Source organism: Streptomyces sp. NBC_00289, assembly GCF_041435115.1.
Lineage (GTDB): Bacteria > Actinomycetota > Actinomycetes > Streptomycetales > Streptomycetaceae > Streptomyces.
The window spans coordinates 109,163-125,463 of record NZ_CP108047.1 but is presented as its reverse complement, the minus strand read 5'-3'; the positions used below and the strand labels follow the sequence as shown (position 1 = coordinate 125,463).

Here is a 16,301-nt window from a genome sequence, read left to right as displayed (position 1 = left end):
GTGTTGTCTGAGCATGTTGATGACTCCGCCTCCTGCCCGCCGTGTCGCTGTCCGGCGTGAGCGTGGCCCGCTGCGCATGCGCGCGGTGGTGACCCAGGTGGTGACCAAGCGTCTGGGCGCTCTGCCCGTAGTCGCGGAGTTTCTGCATCGACTGCAGGTGGCCCAGACCGTCGATGGGCTGTGTCCGGTGCGCGATCTGGCGCTGGCCACGCACGGCGAGGTAATCGAGGCCCTGGTCGCCAACCGGCTCACCAGCCCCCGGCCTTTGGTCCGTGTGGAGGACTGGGCCCGGACCTGGGCGGTCAAGGAGGTCATGGAGCTCGATCCCGGGCTGCTCAACGACGACCGGCTCGGCCGCGCCCTGGACGCGATCGCCCCGCGCCTGGACGCGATCACCGGATCGATCGCCGCCCGGGCGATCTGCGAGTTCGGGATCGACACCGCCACCTTGCACTGGGATATGACCTCGATGTCGCTGACAGGGGCCTTCGACTCCGACGACCAGGACCCGGACTATCCCAAGGTCGCCTACGGGCACCCGAAGGACCGGCGGGTGGACCTCAAGCAGATCCAGGCCGGCCTGGGGGTCAGCGCGGACGGGGCGGTCCCGCTGCTGGCCACGGCAATCTCCGGCCAGACCGGCGAGATCACCCAAGTGGTCTCGGCGATAGCGCGGTTCCAGAAGACCGCCGCCGTCAAGCGCTTCCTGATGATCGGGGACAGCAAACTGGTCTCCTACGACAACCTCACCGCGCTGTCCGGCGCGCAGGTCGAGTTCATCGCACCGCTCGCGGCCTCGGCCACCGACACGGCGGTGTTCGCCGCCCTCGACCCCGAGAGTGCGGAGCGAGTCGAGTACATCCCGCTGCGTGTGGCCGACCGCCCCACTATGGACCGCCCCGACTACCGGGTCCTGGAAGACACCCACACCCTGACCGGCAAGCGCAGAAGCGACCCGCCGATCACCGTGCGCCGCATCCTGGTCTACAGCGCCGGCAACGCTCTCGCTCAGGCCAAGGCCCGCGACAAGCGCCTTTCCAAGGCCCGTGAAGACCTGGACAAGCTGGCGCGGCTGGCCGGCGGCCGCTACTACCCGACCCGCGACAAAGTCTCCGCGAAGATCGGGGTGATCGCCGCCAAGCGGCGCGTCACCGACTGCCTGCGCACCCACATCAACGACGGCCCCGACGGGAAGCCAGCCCTCATCTGGCACTTCGACCAGGACGTGCTCGACACGCAGGCCAACGCCGACGGCTGGTACGCCCTGGTCACCAACCAGGAGCCCGTGAAAGCCGACGCCGCCGCGGTGTTCCTGGCTTACAAGGGCCAGCCCCAGGTCGAGCGCCGCTACAGCGAACTCAAGGGCCCCCTGGCCGTGGCGCCGGTCTTCCTGCACGACCCTGATGGTTAATTCGTGCGGCTGAGGGTGCTGGTGGGAGTGGGTGGGCAGGTTCCTCCTGTGCCGGGAGGGTCCGGCCGGGGAGGGGCTCGTTTTGTCGATGTCGCCGCGGTCGTGGCCGGAACCGTCGCCGGAGATCGCTGCGGCGGTGCGGAAGATATACGCGCGTAAGGAGCCGCCGCTCGCGGTGGCGATCCGGGACCAGTTGCCCGAGGTGTTCCCGGACACGGAGTTCTCCGGTGCGTTCGGTGCACGGGGCCGACCGGCACTCTCGCCGGGCCTGCTGGCGCTGGTCACGGTGCTGCAGATGGCGGAGAACCTCACCGACCGGCAGGCCGCCGATGCCGCCCGCAAGGACCTCACCTGGAAATACGCGCTCGGGCTCGGCCTGGCGGACGAGGGGTTCGACGCGTCGGTGTTGTCGGAGTTCCGCACCCGGGTGGTCGAGCACGGCCTGGAGGAGCGGGCCTTGGACCTGCTGCTGGCCGCGTTGAAGGAGAAGGGCCTGGTCAAGCCGGGCGGGAAGCAGCGGACAGACTCCACTCACGTGATCAGCGCGGTGCGGGACATGAACCGCCTGGAGTTGGCCGGTGAGAGTGTGCGGGCCGTGCTGGAGGCGCTTGCGGCCGCGGCACCGGGCTGGCTCGCCACGGTCGTGGACGTCGAACCATGGTCCAGGCGTTATGCGGCCCGGGTCGATTCCTGGCGGCTGCCCGTCACCGCGTCCAAGCGCGCCGACCTGGCCGTCGCGTTCGGAACGGATGCGGTCACACTGCTGGAAGCGGTCTACCGCGCCGACGTGCCGGGATGGCTGCGCGAGCTGCCCGCGGTGCAGGTCTTGCGGACCGTACTGGTGCAGAACTACCAGGTCACCGACACCCCCAGAGGACGGGAGGTGCGGCGGCGGGCGGCGGACGAGGACGGTCTCCCGCCGGCCAGAGTCCGTCTCGGCTCTCCGTACGACACCGACGCCCGCTGGGCGGCCAAGGGCGAGGACTTGTTCTGGCTGGGATACAAGATCCACCTGTCCGAGACCTGTGACGACGATGATGGCGACAACCGCGCCCCGAACCTGGTCACGAACGTGGCCACGACCGATGCCACCGTGCCGGACGCGTCGATGACCGAGCCGATCCACCAGACCCTGGCCGGCCGGAAACTGGCTCCGGGCGAGCACTACGTCGACTCCGGCTATCCCTCCGCGGCGCTTGTCGCCTCCTCGCTCAAGGACTTCGGCACCGTGCTGATCAGCCCGCTGTTGGGCGACTGCTCGCCCCAGGCCAGAGCCGGTGCCGGCTACGACCGGGCCGCGTTCGCCATCGACTTCGAACAGCAGAACGCCGTCTGCCCGCAGGGCCGCACCAGCTCGTCCTGGAGCCCCTGCACCCAGCGCGGCACCGACGCCGTGGTCATCAAGTTCGCCAAGACCACCTGCCAGCCGTGCCCGGCCCGGGGCCGGTGCACCACCTCGAAGGCCGGATACCGGCAGCTCACCGTCCTGCCCCGCCAACTCCACGAGCTCCAGCACACCGCCCGCCTCGCCCAGGCCACCCGTGACTGGCAGCACGAATACCGACGACGAGCAGGCGTCGAGGGCACCATCCGCCAGGCCGTCGCGGTCACCGGCACCCGCCGTGCCCGCTACCGCGGCCTGGCCCGGACGCACCTCGAGCACGTCTACTCGGCCGTCGCTCTCAACCTCATCCGACTCCACGCCTGGTGGAACGGCCACCCCATGGACCGGACCAGGACCAGCCACCTCGCCCGCCTCGAACTCGCCCTCGCGGCTTGACCCCGAATTAACCATCAGGGTCCTGCACGGCAACAAACGCATCGCCGCACTGCTGCACGTACTCATGCTCGCGCTGCTGGTCTACAGCCTGATCGAACGGCAGGTACGCCGAGCCCTGGAACGCGACGGCAGCCCGGACGGCAGGATGACCGGCCTCTACCCGGACAACCGCCGCGAACGCCCCACCGCCCGCATGATCTTTTACCACCTCGGTGAACTCGACCTGGCCACCAGCCCCGGCAACTGCACGCCCCAAGTGCTCCACATCACCCGCGGCGTGCAGCTGCACCTCCTCGACCTGCTGGAAATCAACCTGTCCTGACCAGCCCCAGCCCGACAGACGTCACTCAGACCAGTGACGTGCGGAGGATGGGGCTAGGCGGTCCTATCGCCGCAGGTCGGCGAGCTGAGCTGTGCGCCCGATCAGGTCGGAAAGCGTGACCGAACCCGGGTGGCAAACGCGGGCAAAGCTGCCCATAACTTCGCGGGAAGTGGATCACGGAACCGCTACACCCGTCATGGGCACCCAGTACCCTGGGTTCCGCAGAATTCCTGCCACCTAGAGTCACAAGATGCGGGCTGACCAGGGAGGATGCAGTAAGTCATGGAGAGAAGGCGTGTCCCTAGGCGCTGGCATTCTCGCTGGTCAGCGCGGTGACGACCGCCAAGTGGGCCCTTGATGCTGGGGCGTTGCCACCACGCTACCCGATCACGTAGCGCGCTTCGAGCCCCGTCACGCTGCGCCGAGGCGGGCCCATAAAAGGGCGAAGAGTAATGAAACACCCTCAGTTCTTGTGGCATTGTCGGGGAAGGGTGTCCGCCTCGCCAGCTCCCTGACCAGCGAGAATGCCAGCGCCTAGAGACACGGACGATTCGGACAGGAAGCGGTGAAGTTGCAGGTCATCGCCCACTTTGTGTCTCTAGACGAGCCGACTTCTGCGGAACCCAGGAGTACTCTCGCCGGGCAATGTGACGACGCCGTAAGGTAGATGAGCGCCCGCAGGGCGCTGACCTGGGAGAACGTCAGCACCTAGTGACACGCCGCCCGGGCGTGTCCGTCGGTGTTTCCGCAGCTCAGCGTACCTGACCAGCGAAAAGTCAACGATCACGTTCGGTTGAGATACGGCTTCTGGGGAAAGCGGTCCGGCCTGGCCCTCGTTTCATTCGAGGGGCTCTGTCGGACCGGGGCTGGTTGCGTCTGGGGCGGGGTTTTTCTGCTGGCAGTCCGGGCACGGGACCAGGCCGTGGCCGTCAGGAGCCACGAGGGTGCCCCAGTCGCGGCAGCGCCGGCACAGATAGATCTGGTAGGCGTCCGGCCGGTGCGGGCGGGAAGGGCGCGGCAGAGGGATACGGCTCACGTCAAGGAGAACATACAGCGCATTCCCAACTATTCCGTCCGGTAGTGTCACGTGGATGCAGCCGCCGGCGCTCCCGGCTGTCCCGGGCAGCTACGGCAAGGCTGTCAGCCATGGGAGTCGCCCCGTCCCGGCCATGCCGACCGAGCTGGGCGGGCGGGGCGACTCCTCCGTAGAGAGCTGCGCGCCGGGGAAGGAGATGTGCCTGAGGCGCTGCGGCTCCGGGAAGGGTGTGCTGGACTGGGCTGTGCGGCCTGTGTCAAGGGAGTGGGCCCCATGGACGTGAACATGCCGGTTCGGTTGCCGGACGGGAGTGGGCTGACCGTCCGCCCCATGAGCCCGGACGATCACGCCGCCGTGGTGGCGCTGATCGACGCCGACTGGCTGCCCGGACAGCATCATCCCAGCCGCCAGTTCCCGCTGAAGCCCGCAAAGCGGCTGCGTGAGGCAGAAATCCTCGTCGTGTGCAACGCTCATGGCGAAGTGGCCGGGATGGTGGATGCGGGAGCGCGGCCTGCCGACGGGGCCGGGCTGATCGTGCAGCTGCACGGCAGGGAGGACTTCGAGATCGTCACCGCGCTCCTGACGGTGGCCCGGGCCCATCTGGGCCAGCGGACGCTGTATGCATGTACCGGCTCGGCCACCGCCACCGGCATCCCCGGCCTGCCCGTCGAGCACCGCACCGTCACCGCCCGCGCCCTGACCGCTGCCGGTTTCTCCCCGGCCTCCGCCCAGCGGTACTTCCTCCGCGACCTCGCCACCGCCCCGCCCGCCCCGCCGGTGTATCCCCTGGCCGACGTCACCCCGATCGCCGACCCGCCGGGCTGGCAGCTGAAACTCACCGACACCGACGGCCGCCACATCGCCACCGCGATCCTGCGCGCCCCCACCCCCGAAACCGCCGACATGGCCGTCCTGTGGCAGCTCGCCGTGCGCCACTCCCACCGCCGCCAGGGCATCGCCACCCGCCTCCTCGGCCAGTGTCTCCACCACGCGGCCGGGCACGGCGCCCACCACCTCACCGCCGATGCTCCCGACGGCGACATCCCCGCCGCACGCCTCCTCGCCGGCGCGGGCTTCCTCCCCCTCGACACCCTCACCGTCTACCAACGACGCCTGTGACGTGCTCGCGCCACCTCTGTGTATGAGCTCACGTACGTGCACAGCCGGGTACGGCTCACATGCAGAGCTCACCGTGCTCCAACTGGCGCACACACGACGGGCATCGGGCCGTCCGGCCCTGCCGAAGGCGCTGTCAAGTTGTTGGTGAGTTGGCTGGGTGAGGGTGTGTCAGGGTGTGGTGGGGCCGTGGCGGCACCGTGCTCAGGCCATGGCGGGCATGCCGGTGGCGCCGGTGATCTCGTTCCAGGTGGTGAAGCGGTGTCTCATCTCGGCTCGGTAGTCGGGTGCGGTCAGAAGGTGGCGGCGGGGCCTGAAGTGGGGTGAGATCTGGCTGAACACGGACAGGAACCGTTGGGTTCTACCTGCGGAGCGGAAGCCTTTCATGGCGCGTTCGCGCTGGCGGGTGGGCTGGTGGCTGTCTCGGCCCGGTTGATCAGGCCTTTGTGGGAGCGGTGCTCGACCGAGGGCATCAGACGGCGGTGGGCGGTGCCGTAGCTCTTCAGCTTGTCGGTGACCATAACCCGAGGCACCGGGCGCTGCTTGGACGGCCCAGCCCCTGCGCGATCGCCCGGTGCCCGGCCCCGCCCGCCTTCGCCTCCAGCGCCGCCCCGATCACCACCGCCAGGTCCGCCCGCCGCCACACAGCGCTGACCGGCAACAACACGTGCGTGGCCCGGCACACCCCGCAGCAGGCGCGGCGCGGTCGAAGCCATACCCGGCCCCGGTGTCAGACGACACCCCTACGACTACTACGGCGACGAAGAGGATGCAGAGGAAGAGGACCGCGGCGAGGGCGGTGACGCCTTCTTGGACGACGAGGACTACGAACTCAGCGATCTCATCGACGACGAGATCACCCTCACCTGGTGGACCACCCCGGACGGCACCGGCGGTGAACCCATCTCCTTGCGCGTCGGTGAGGAGGAAGTGTGCACCGCGACCCCGAGCGCGAGCCTGACGCCCCACCGGTTCCGAGTACGAGGGCTACATGGGCAACTACGGCAACACCCTGGACGGTGTCACGTTGTTCTGACCGGCATGAGATGATCTTGGGGTTGGTCACGCTGGGGAGGGTCTTGCCGTGGGAGCGCGTCGCCGTCATACAGGGGTCATCGGTACCCGGCGGAGATCATCTCCCACTGCGTGTGGCTGTACTTCCGGTTTCCGCTGAGTTTCCGCGAGGTGGAGGAGCTGATGCTCGCCCGCGGCGTGATCGTCTCCTACGAGACCGTGCGCCGCTGATGCGTGAAGTTCGGGCAGGCCTACGCCGACTCTCTGCGCCGCCGCCGGCCGCGGGCCGGCGACAAATGGCATCTCGACGAGGTCTTCATCAAGGTCAACGGCGAGCGGCAGTACCTGTGGCGGGCCGTAGACCAGGACGGCAACGTCCTCGACATCCTGGTCCAATCCAAGCGGGACACCAAGGCCGCCAAGCGGTTCATGGCCAAGCTGATGAAGAAGCATCGCCGCGTGCCCAGGGTGCTGGTGACCGACAAGCTCCGCTCCTACGGCGCCGCCCACCGCCGGCTGATGCGCTCGGTCGAGCACCGCAGTCACAAGGGGCTGAACAACCGGGCCGAGAACTCCCACCAGCCAACCCGGCAGCGCGAGCGCGCCATGAAGGGCTTCCGCTCCCCGGGCGGGGCGCAACGGTTCCTGTCCGCGTTCAGCGGCATCTCACCCCACTTCCGACCCCGCCGCCACCTGATGACCGCTCCCGAACACCGCCTCGAGATGACCATCCGCTTCACCATCTGGGACCAGATCACCGGCACCACCGGCCTGGCCACCGCGGCCTGACCAGAGGCCGACGCACGCCCCCACCACACCCTGACACGCCATCAACCCATCACACCCCACCAACGTGACCAACACCGACACGGATGTTCCTCAGCCCCCATGTACCACTCGGCGGTCCAGGCGAGCACCTCACCAGGAAGCCGGTCGCGCGGTCCAGCTCCACCAGTACCGAGGCGATCGGCGCGCGAGGGAGCATCCGCTCCAGCTCGCCGTGCAGGTCTTCGGCCTCGGACGGGATGTCCTCCGCCGTCAGTGGCGAGATCACCAGCTCGCCCACGTCGTTCAGGCGCACCGGCCCGTTTCCCTGCCTGAGGGTGTCCTCCAACTCGCCCAAGGCGCCCTCATGTTCGTTCATCACCGCTGCCAGGGCCTCGAAGGCGTCGGGGATCTTGCCGACCAGGCGGCAGAACTCGACGCGATGCTTGGCCCACCGGGCGCGTAGGAGTAGGAGCCGTCCAGCAGGAAGTACCCGGCCAGCTGCCCGTCGTCCGGCACGGCGGTGAACGTGCCGTAGCTGCGGCGCTGTTCGTCGGTCAGGAACGCCACCCGCCCTGCCCCTCCCCATCGCTTCTGGTGCTGTGACGGCGCTCACCTTAAATCACATGATCGGCAGGGGTGGAACCCGGGTCGGCGCGGGGCTGACGGCGGGCACGGGCCGGTGATCGCCCCGCTCGCACGGCGGGGCAGTGTTGTCCTGGGCACCGCCCCGTACCCCTGGCCGCGATACGGAAGCGGCCGAAGGCGCTCTCGGTGACGTCACCGAGAGCGCTCAGGCAGAACTGGACGGGCCCGGCGGTGCGACGTCCGGCCGCCCTCCTTCCGCCTCGGGCTCTGTGTCCGGACCGCCCCAGAGCCCGAAGGGGTCTTTGCTTCCGGGGCCGTTGGCACCGAGCAGGGCACCGCTCTTGGTGCGGTGCGGCGGCAGCGGGATTACGAAGCCGAGCCCCCTCGCGTCGCGCCACCGCGTGAGCGGAAAGTCACTCCGGCATCGGCCAGCAGGCGATGCACCCCGCCGTAGGAACGGTCGGCCTCCTGCGCCAGCGCTCGGATCGAGGCGCCCGCCTCGTACCTCGCCTTAAGCTCTGCGGCGACTCGGTCACGCTCGGGGCCCGGTACCAGCCTGCGGGCCGGAGACTTGCGGGTCATCAGCGGATTCCTCCCCAGTGAGAACGATGGATACCCCATGATCGCGTGGGTCGGCGGTCGGTGGCCAGTGCGAGGGCTGCGTTATCTACTTGGTGCGAAGCCCCCGAGCACGTCGCAGGGACGTGGCAGGCTTCATGCATGCGTAATGACCTTCCGTTGACGGTGATCGGGAACCTCGTTGACGATCCCGAGCTGCGGTTCACCTCCGCCTCAGTACCGGTGGCCCGGTTCACCGTGGCCTCCACTCCCCGTACCTTCGACCGCGACACCAACAGCTGGCGGGACGGCGAACCCACCTTCTTGGACTGCAGCGCGTGGCGCCAACTGGCCGAGAACCTCGCCGAGTCGCTGACCAAGGGCGCGCGCGTGGTGGTCGCCGGCCGGCTGCGGACCGACCGGTGGGAGACCCCTGAGGGCGAGAAGCGCTCCCGTATGGTGATGGACGTCGACGATGTCGGCGCCTCGATGACGTTCGCCACGGTCACCATCGCCCGCACCACGCGCGCCATCGCGCCCCGTGAGACGGCACCCGACGACCCCTGGGCCACCGCGAGCCGCAACCGCCCTGCGACCGTCCCTCCCGCCCAGGACACCGCCACCGATATCCCCTCAAGCGACCCTCCCTTCTGACCAGGCCCTGTGAGGAGACACACCCCTGGCGGCGACCGCGGAGTCCCTGCGCGGCCCGCGGACGCGATGAGCGTCGCGGCATTTTCCCCCGGCCGTCCGGGTGGCCCCGGACGGCCGTCAGGTCTCAGTGCACCCCGGGGCAGTGTTCCCCGGCCCGGTGCCCGCCTGCGGACACCTCGGCCAGGGTCGCCAGAGCCGTGTCGGCCGCGGCCTGGGGAATACCCGACCGCCATGCGAGGAAGTTCACCCAGTGCGGCAGCAGCCGCTTGACACCGATCGTGACCGGGTGGCTGGAATCCCAATCGTCGATCAACCTGAGATTGTGGTTGATCCGGTGCGGTGACACCGAGTCCGCGGTGTCCGGCAGGACACCCCCCAGCCACTCGCCGACCAGTGCTTCCACGATCTCCTCATCGACCGTCTCGCTCTGCCGCTGCTGCAGCCACGCGGTGAACGCGTCCAGCGTCGGGGTAATGTCGACGTCGTGGTACAGGTTGAGGGCGGCGGGCAGTGAATGTCCCCGCCGCTCCAGGGCGGCGGAGACATCGTGGATACGCCGCAGTGCCCGGAACCACTCGTCCCACACCGCCCGCGGCTCCGTCCCGAAAATAGTCATCTCGGTCAGGTCCACCTCGGTCAGGCAGCGCAGCGCCTCCGTCCCGGCCTGGGCGAGCGGCTCAGGCACGGCTCCGGCAGCCGCTGTACCGACCGCGGTACGCCAGGCCGCAGCGGCCTGCTCCGCAGCGTCGTACGTGCCGCCGCTGGCGAGGACGACGAAGCCGCAGGCGTCGATGTCGAAAAGGTAGACGGCCGGGTCCGTATTGTCCGGGTAGACCGTGGCCGCGATGATGCCGAGACGTGAGCCGTACACATCACGCAGCATCCACATGTCCCCGGTCATCCGCGGCTTCGCCACCGCATCCCGCCACGGCGGCAGATCCGACGCCACCCGCGAACCGCGCACCACCGGACGCAGCCTGGACACCGCATCCAGGGCCGCCCGCGCGATCGCCGGCGAGCCCACCGACGACAGCCCGTACAGCAGGAGCAGGGCCGCCTGACCACCGGGCACACCAGAAACCAGGCGCTCTCGAACCCGCTCCTCCGCCGCGTCGATCAGCCCGCCGATCCAGTCACCGAGCGCGAGAGAGCGCCCTTCCTGGACGGCTTCGTGCACACGCGCCCCCAGCAGACCGGCCGTCATGTCCTCCAGTCGACGCGGGCCTTCGGCGCCAAGCAGCACCTCGGCCTCGTCCAGGAGCACCGAGAAAGAAGGCCCGAACCAGTCGAGCCTCGCCGGCTGTTCCTGCGCGAGCTGCTGCAGGAACGACAGGTCGGAAGGGCGTGCGAACGGATTGCCCGAACCGAGGCCGGACCACTCCCGCGGTGCCGGGACATTCCTGGCCGATGCGGGATTACCCGAACGCCTCTCGCCACTGTTCTGGCGATTCTTCTTGGGCTTGCGACTGCGGGAGACCGGGGGCATGGCGGGGCCTTCACACGAGAGGAACGGCGGCCGAGGACAGGGCAGATCCGCCCGGTACCCGGCGCTGCCGGACCCGGCAGAGACCCCCGCCCCTGGCCACCCCTATAACGGAACGAGATTCTATGCCGCGGGCGGCAGCGGCAGGGACGGATCAGAGCTGATCAACCCTTTGAGGCTCGACGACGAACAGCCAGCCCCACGGCGCTCGACCCGTCGCATGCCGTGGGGGCTGAGCGCTGGTTCCGCTGGTGTCACAAGCAACAACGAAGTGTCAGAAGCCGTGCCATAGCCTCAAGTTATGGGACAGTGGCCGGCATGGATCTCGCATATTGCAGAGTCAGCACCACCGCGCAGGACCTCGCCCGACAGATCGACGCCATGCACGCTGCCGCAGTCGCCGAAGAGCACATCTACGTCGACAAGCGCACCGGCGCGAACATGGACCGCGAGGGCCTGACCGCACTGCTCGCTTTTGCGCGGCCCGGCGACCGGATCAATGTACTCACCCTGGACCGGCTGGGCCGCAACATGCGTGAGACCCTCAACCTCGTTCACGACCTCACCGAACGCGGCATCTTTCTCCGTACCCTCGGCGACAAGCTCACCGTTGACACCAGCGACCCCGGACCCGGCACCGACATGGCCATCGCTCTGCTGGCGATGTTCGCCCAGATGGAACGGATCTACATGCTGGAGCGCGCCGCCGGAGCCCGCGCCGCCAAGCAGGCCCGCGGTCTGCCGACTGGCCGCCCGGTGAAGCTGAACGCCACTACACGCGCCGGAGCGGCCCAGCGAATCAAGGACGGTGCGATCCCCGAACAGGTTGCCGCCGACCTCGGCATCAGCCGCTCCACACTGTACCGAGAACTACGCAAACATCGCGAAGGAACCATCGCGAATCAGTGCGAAAAAGGAAGCTGATCAGCGGCCCGTCCGCGCTCCGCCCAGCGGCGGCCTCCGGCTCGGGCCGGTTCACTGCGCGGGTCGAGGTCTCTGGGAAGACCCTCGGGTCACCTCGAGGAAACATCGGCGTATCCGGATGGCCGCCAGAGAGGGCGAGCGCTGCGGCAATCCCGGAATGTTGACCGGGCCCGCCGACGGTGGCCGACACATGCAAAGATGTAGCATTTTGTTACGATTTCGCACGAATGACGGATGGTCTCTCTGACCTCCGACGCCTGGTGTGGCTTCGGCGGGAAGTGGCGATGTTGACGTTCGGTGCGGTGCTGATCGCCGGGGTGTGGCTGGCGGCCCTGGTCCTGATCACGGTCACGGACCGGGACGCACTGGACCGCACTTGGGCGGTCGCGACCTCGCTCGGCACCGCCGTACCGGTCGCCGTGGTGACCGTCGCCGTCACCGGCAGAATGTGGGCGTCACTGCTCAGCGCGGCGACCGCCGGCGCAGCGGTAGCCATCCTGCTCCTGCACGGCGGACCCCGCACCCGATAGCCCGCCTCACCGGGAGGCTCGGCCCAGATGATCCCCGGCTGGCCGTACTCCGTCGTCGCCGCCCTGGAGCCGGGCCGCACGTCCCGGACCGCGCTGCTGGATGCGGTCCGGATCGGGCCATGCGACGACGAGACCGCGGTGACCGCCGAGCAGCTGCGCGAGGTGGTCGAGCGGCTGCGCGCGGTCGGACACTGGAAGGACGGCGATCTGCCGGTCCTCATCGTCCTCGACGCTGGCTACGACGTGGTCCGGCTGGCGTTCTGGTGTCACGTTGGCTGACCGGCATGAGATGATCTTGGGGTTGGTCACGCTGGGGAGGGTCTTGCCGTGGGGAGCGCGTCGCCGTCGTACAAGGGGCATCGGTACCCGGCGGAGATCATCTCCCACTGCGTGTGGCTGTACTTCCGGTTCCCGCTGAGTTTCCGCGAGGTGGAGGAGCTGATGCTCGCCCGCGGCGTGATCGTCTCCTACGAGACCGTGCGCCGCTGATGCGTGAAGTTCGGGCAGGCCTACGCCGACTCTCTGCGCCGCCGCCGGCCGCGGGCCGGCGACAAATGGCATCTCGACGAGGTCTTCATCAAGGTCAACGGCGAGCGGCAGTACCTGTGGCGGGCCGTAGACCAGGACGGCAACGTCCTCGACATCCTGGTCCAATCCAAGCGGGACACCAAGGCCGCCAAGCGGTTCATGGCCAAGCTGATGAAGAAGCATCGCCGCGTGCCCAGGGTGCTGGTGACCGACAAGCTCCGCTCCTACGGCGCCGCCCACCGCCGGCTGATGCGCTCGGTCGAGCACCGCAGTCACAAGGGGCTGAACAACCGGGCCGAGAACTCCCACCAGCCAACCCGGCAGCGCGAGCGCGCCATGAAGGGCTTCCGCTCCCCGGGCGGGGCGCAACGGTTCCTGTCCGCGTTCAGCGGCATCTCACCCCACTTCCGACCCCGCCGCCACCTGATGACCGCTCCCGAACACCGCCTCGAGATGACCATCCGCTTCACCATCTGGGACCAGATCACCGGCACCACCGGCCTGGCCACCGCGGCCTGACCAGAGGCCGACGCACGCCCCCACCACACCCTGACACGCCATCAACCCATCACACCCCACCAACGTGACACCCTTGTTTGTCTTGTCGGGGTCTATCAGGATTCAGGTGTGGTTCGTCTGTTTGGCCTACAGGTTTTTCGGTGGGCTGGTCGGCCTACACTCGTCCGGCGGTAAGGCGGCCGTCGAAGAGAACGTCGAACTCGTTCAAAGCGCTTTTCCAGCGGTTGTTCCAGCGCTGGCGGCCGCGGCCGGTGGGGTCGAGTGCGAGGGTGGCGAGGTAGAGGCGTTTCAAGGCGGCGGTCTCGTTGGGGAAGTGTCCGCAGGCCTGGGCCGCGCGCCGGTAGCGGGCGTTGAGGGACTCGATCGCGTTCGTGGTGTAGACGACCTGCCGGATCGCGTCGGGCAGACCGAGGAAGGGCACGAATTCGCTCCAGGCCCGCTCCCAGGTCCCGGCGATCGACGGATAGCGCTTGCCCCACTTGTCGTCGAAGTCGGTCAGCCGTGCCCGGGCCTCGTCCTCGTTGACAGCGGTGTAGACGGGCTTGAGGTCGCGTGCGACGTCGGCCCAGTCGCGGCGTGAGGCATACCGCAGACTCGCGCGCAGGAGATGAACCACGCAAGTCTGCACCACAGTCCGGGGCCAGACGGCGTTCACCGCGTCGGGCAGGGCGCTGAGCCCGTCGCAGACCAGCATCAGCACATCACGGACGCCTCTGTTCTTGATCTCGGTGAGCACCGTCTGCCAGTACTTGGCGCCCTCGCCGCCGTCGCCGGCCCACAGGCCGAGGATCTCGCGGTAGCCGTCGGCGGTGACCGCGATGGCCACGTAGATGGGCCGGTTGGCGACATGACCGTCTCGGATCTTGACGTGCACGGCATCGATGAAGACGACCGGGTAGACCGCGTCGAGCGGGCGGGTGCGCCATTCCGCCATCGATTCCAGGGCCTTGTCGGTGATCGTGGAGATGGTCTCCTTCGTTGTCGTCATCCCGTACGTCTGGGCGAGATGGGAGACGATCTCGCCGGAGGTCAGGCCCTTTGCGGTCAGCGAGATCACCAGGTCGTCCAACGCACCAGTGCGGCGGGCGTACTTGGGCAGCAGCCGGGGCTGGAAGGTGCCCAGACGGTCTCGCGGGATCTGCACCGTGACGGCGCCGACCTCCGTCATCACCTTCTTGCTCCGGTAGCCGTTGCGGGTGTTGCCGCCCGAGCGCGACCCGCGCCCGCCGACGCGGCCGACCCCGTCGGCCAGGTGCTGGTCCATCTCTGCTTCCAGCGCGGACTGCATCAGGTGCTGAGCGAGCTCGGGCAGCAGGCCGCCCTCGCCCATCAGCCGCAGTCCCTCTCCGCGGACCTTCTCGGCCGCGAGCGCGGCCAGCTCCTCCAGCAGCTCACTGGACAGACCATTCTGCGACACCGGCATCGACTTCACGTCGGCACCCTCGACGCCACCGCCGACCTCGGCAAGCGACACGCCCTCCACGGTCTCGATCAGGTGACCAGTCGTCGTACTCATCAGGCTCACTCCTTCGGGGAGATCCACACCTGATTCATGACACTCCCTCTTGTCGGTGCTGCCTCCTCTGGGTCGCTTGTTGGGCCGGTAGCTGGGGCCGTTCATGATCACTTGGTGGCTGGTGTTGATCAGCCGGTCCAGGAGCGACTCGGCGACCACGGGGTGGGGGAAGAGCGGATTGTCTCTAAACGCCCACTCAGGTGGAGATGGTGGCGAGGGTTTGGCCTGCGGCGGTGCGGACTTCGAGGTGGTCGAGCTGGTCGAGGGACAGATCGGTGGCCGCGGTGACGGTCAGGGGCTTGGGTGTGCTGGGGGCAGATACGCGCCAGTCGCCGATTGGGCGGGCGTGGCCGTCGGTGCTGACAGCGAGGAGGCGGCAGGTCTGGGGTCCTTTGACGCCGGATACTTGCAGGGTGATGGCGGTGCCCCAGGTCTTGGGCTGGAGGGCGGCGGTGGCGGTGACGCCGGTGGCCAGGTTGTGTGTGGTGTGTGCCTGGCCTGTCAGGGAGGGGAGGGTGGTGGCGGCCGCGGAGGGGGCTGCCTGATGGCCGGGAGTGGCGTTGAGGGCCAGGATGGGGCCGGCGATGATCGCGGCTGCTGCGGCAGCCATCAGGACCAGACGTCGCCGTTTGGTGGTGCGACGCTCGGCCGCGGTCGCGGCCAGGGTGCGCTGCAGGAGTTCCGGTCCGCTGATGACGGCGCCGACCGGCACCTGCCGTTCGGCCAGCGCCAGACTGCCCTGGCCGTGCAAGGCGCCGCCCTGGGCCGCTGAAACGTTGACAGGGGTGGCCAGGGCTGCGAGCCGTTCGGCGGTCTCGCTGAGCTGCGTGGCTTCCAGGGCGCAGTCGGGGCAGGTGGTGAGGTGTTCTTCGAAGGCGTCGGTGGCGGCCGCATCCAGGATGCCCAGGACGTAGGCGGCCACTTCGTGATGGTCAGGGCTGGTGCTCATCGCCCGGGTCTCTCCTGTCGTTCGTCTCGTTCCTGAAGGGCTAGGCGCATGGAGTGCAGCGCGTAATAGACCCGGGACTTCATGGTTCCGGGCGGGATTCCCAGAACGGTGGCGGCCTGCGCCAGCGTGCGGCCCTTGAGGTATGTCTCCACCAGGGCCTGCCGGTGCTGCGAGGTGAGAGTGTCCAAGGCGTCGGAGACCACCATGGTCTCCAACGCCTGTGCCATCTCGTCTGGCCCAGGCAGCAACTCCAGCGGCGCTGGGTCGGTTTCGCGGGGGCGGGCCGAGCGGGCCCGGTGGGTGTCGATAACCAGGCGGCGGGCAACCGTTACCAGCCACGGTCGGATCCCGGCCGGGTCCATGGCCTCGAGCCGCTGGGAGTGTTTCCATGCCCGCAGCAAGGTCTCCTGCACCACGTCCTCGGCCCGCTGCCGGTCCCCGCCGCACAAACCGACCGTGAAACGCAGCAGTGCATTCCCGTGCTCCCGGTACAACACCTCCACCAGCTCCTCACCTTCCGGAGAGGCGGAAGAGATATCCCTTTTATCGTCATTACTCACCCTGCCATCTTCACCTACATCCTGATCGGGGCCGCCCGGCAAGCCGGT

At 68.5% G+C, this 16,301-nt stretch carries 14 protein-coding genes and 4 pseudogenes; 10 read left to right on the top strand and 8 right to left on the bottom strand.

Annotated elements, in window-relative coordinates; genetic code table 11:
* Positions 1-100 precede the first annotated feature (100 nt).
* The 4 genes from OG985_RS49405 (at position 101) to OG985_RS49390 (ending at position 5,668) form a co-directional block, all read left to right on the top strand.
* Entirely contained in the window at positions 101-1,411 is a 1,311-nt protein-coding gene (locus OG985_RS49405; RefSeq protein ID WP_371674771.1) for an IS1634 family transposase, read from the top strand.
* Between the two features lie 136 nt (positions 1,412-1,547).
* Positions 1,548-3,191: an IS1182 family transposase gene (locus tag OG985_RS49400; protein ID WP_371666440.1), complete on the top strand. Its 1,644-nt coding sequence runs from the start codon at positions 1,548-1,550 to the stop codon at positions 3,189-3,191.
* 64 nt (positions 3,192-3,255) lie between these two features.
* Complete coding sequence (locus tag OG985_RS49395; protein WP_331719120.1) at positions 3,256-3,513, top strand: hypothetical protein; 258 nt, start codon at positions 3,256-3,258, stop codon at positions 3,511-3,513.
* Positions 3,514-4,879: 1,366 nt separating this feature from the next.
* Complete coding sequence (locus OG985_RS49390) at positions 4,880-5,668, top strand: GNAT family N-acetyltransferase (RefSeq protein WP_371674770.1); 789 nt, start codon at positions 4,880-4,882, stop codon at positions 5,666-5,668.
* A 201-nt stretch (positions 5,669-5,869) separates the two neighbouring features.
* Here OG985_RS49390 and OG985_RS49385 read toward each other — a convergent pair.
* Positions 5,870-6,210 (bottom strand): annotated as a pseudogene (locus OG985_RS49385) (DDE-type integrase/transposase/recombinase); the annotation flags it as partial.
* 586 nt (positions 6,211-6,796) lie between these two features.
* Between OG985_RS49385 and OG985_RS49380 the strand changes: the two are divergent.
* Positions 6,797-7,468 (top strand): annotated as a pseudogene (locus OG985_RS49380) (IS6 family transposase).
* Between the two features lie 49 nt (positions 7,469-7,517).
* Here OG985_RS49380 and OG985_RS49375 read toward each other — a convergent pair.
* The 3 genes from OG985_RS49375 to OG985_RS49365 all read right to left on the bottom strand — a co-directional run bounded on the left by OG985_RS49375 (position 7,518) and on the right by OG985_RS49365 (position 8,614).
* Complete coding sequence (locus OG985_RS49375) at positions 7,518-7,760, bottom strand: hypothetical protein (RefSeq protein ID WP_371674769.1); 243 nt, start codon at positions 7,758-7,760, stop codon at positions 7,518-7,520.
* Positions 7,761-7,822: 62 nt separating this feature from the next.
* Positions 7,823-8,014: a hypothetical protein gene (locus OG985_RS49370; RefSeq protein WP_331719117.1), complete on the bottom strand. Its 192-nt coding sequence runs from the start codon at positions 8,012-8,014 to the stop codon at positions 7,823-7,825.
* Between the two features lie 384 nt (positions 8,015-8,398).
* Positions 8,399-8,614 carry a helix-turn-helix domain-containing protein gene (locus OG985_RS49365; protein WP_331719116.1) on the bottom strand — a complete coding sequence of 72 codons (216 nt, stop codon included), beginning with the start codon at positions 8,612-8,614 and terminating at the stop codon, positions 8,399-8,401.
* Between the two features lie 138 nt (positions 8,615-8,752).
* On the opposite strand from OG985_RS49365, the gene ssb reads away from it, so the two are divergent.
* A complete protein-coding gene (ssb, locus tag OG985_RS49360) occupies positions 8,753-9,244 on the top strand; it encodes a single-stranded DNA-binding protein (protein ID WP_331719115.1) in 492 nt (163 codons plus the stop codon).
* Positions 9,245-9,368: 124 nt separating this feature from the next.
* Here the strand turns inward: ssb and OG985_RS49355 are convergent, their stop codons facing one another.
* Positions 9,369-10,730, bottom strand: coding sequence for a hypothetical protein (locus tag OG985_RS49355; RefSeq protein ID WP_331719114.1), 1,362 nt, complete (start codon positions 10,728-10,730; stop codon positions 9,369-9,371).
* Between the two features lie 315 nt (positions 10,731-11,045).
* Here OG985_RS49355 and OG985_RS49350 point away from each other — a divergent pair, with 315 nt between their 5' ends.
* The 4 genes and pseudogenes from OG985_RS49350 (at position 11,046) to OG985_RS49335 (ending at position 13,228) form a co-directional block, all read left to right on the top strand.
* Entirely contained in the window at positions 11,046-11,651 is a 606-nt protein-coding gene (locus OG985_RS49350) for a recombinase family protein (protein WP_331719113.1), read from the top strand.
* Between the two features lie 284 nt (positions 11,652-11,935).
* Positions 11,936-12,181: a hypothetical protein gene (locus OG985_RS49345; protein WP_331719112.1), complete on the top strand. Its 246-nt coding sequence runs from the start codon at positions 11,936-11,938 to the stop codon at positions 12,179-12,181.
* 21 nt (positions 12,182-12,202) lie between these two features.
* Positions 12,203-12,442 (top strand): annotated as a pseudogene (locus tag OG985_RS49340) (transposase); the annotation flags it as partial.
* Positions 12,443-12,508: 66 nt separating this feature from the next.
* A pseudogene (locus OG985_RS49335) lies at positions 12,509-13,228 on the top strand (IS6 family transposase).
* Between the two features lie 154 nt (positions 13,229-13,382).
* Here OG985_RS49335 and OG985_RS49330 read toward each other — a convergent pair.
* The 3 genes from OG985_RS49330 to OG985_RS49320 all read right to left on the bottom strand — a co-directional run bounded on the left by OG985_RS49330 (position 13,383) and on the right by OG985_RS49320 (position 16,253).
* The gene (locus OG985_RS49330; RefSeq protein ID WP_331718661.1) at positions 13,383-14,651 is read right to left on the bottom strand and encodes an IS256 family transposase; all 1,269 of its coding nucleotides are present in this window, start codon (positions 14,649-14,651) and stop codon (positions 13,383-13,385) included.
* A gap of 289 nt (positions 14,652-14,940) precedes the next feature.
* Positions 14,941-15,693: a zf-HC2 domain-containing protein gene (locus OG985_RS49325; RefSeq protein ID WP_331719111.1), complete on the bottom strand. Its 753-nt coding sequence runs from the start codon at positions 15,691-15,693 to the stop codon at positions 14,941-14,943.
* On the bottom strand, positions 15,690-16,253 hold the full coding sequence (locus OG985_RS49320; RefSeq protein WP_371674768.1) for a sigma-70 family RNA polymerase sigma factor: 564 nt from the start codon (positions 16,251-16,253) through the stop codon (positions 15,690-15,692). The genes OG985_RS49325 and OG985_RS49320 overlap by 4 nt, the downstream gene beginning before the upstream one ends.
* Positions 16,254-16,301: the final 48 nt, after the last annotated feature.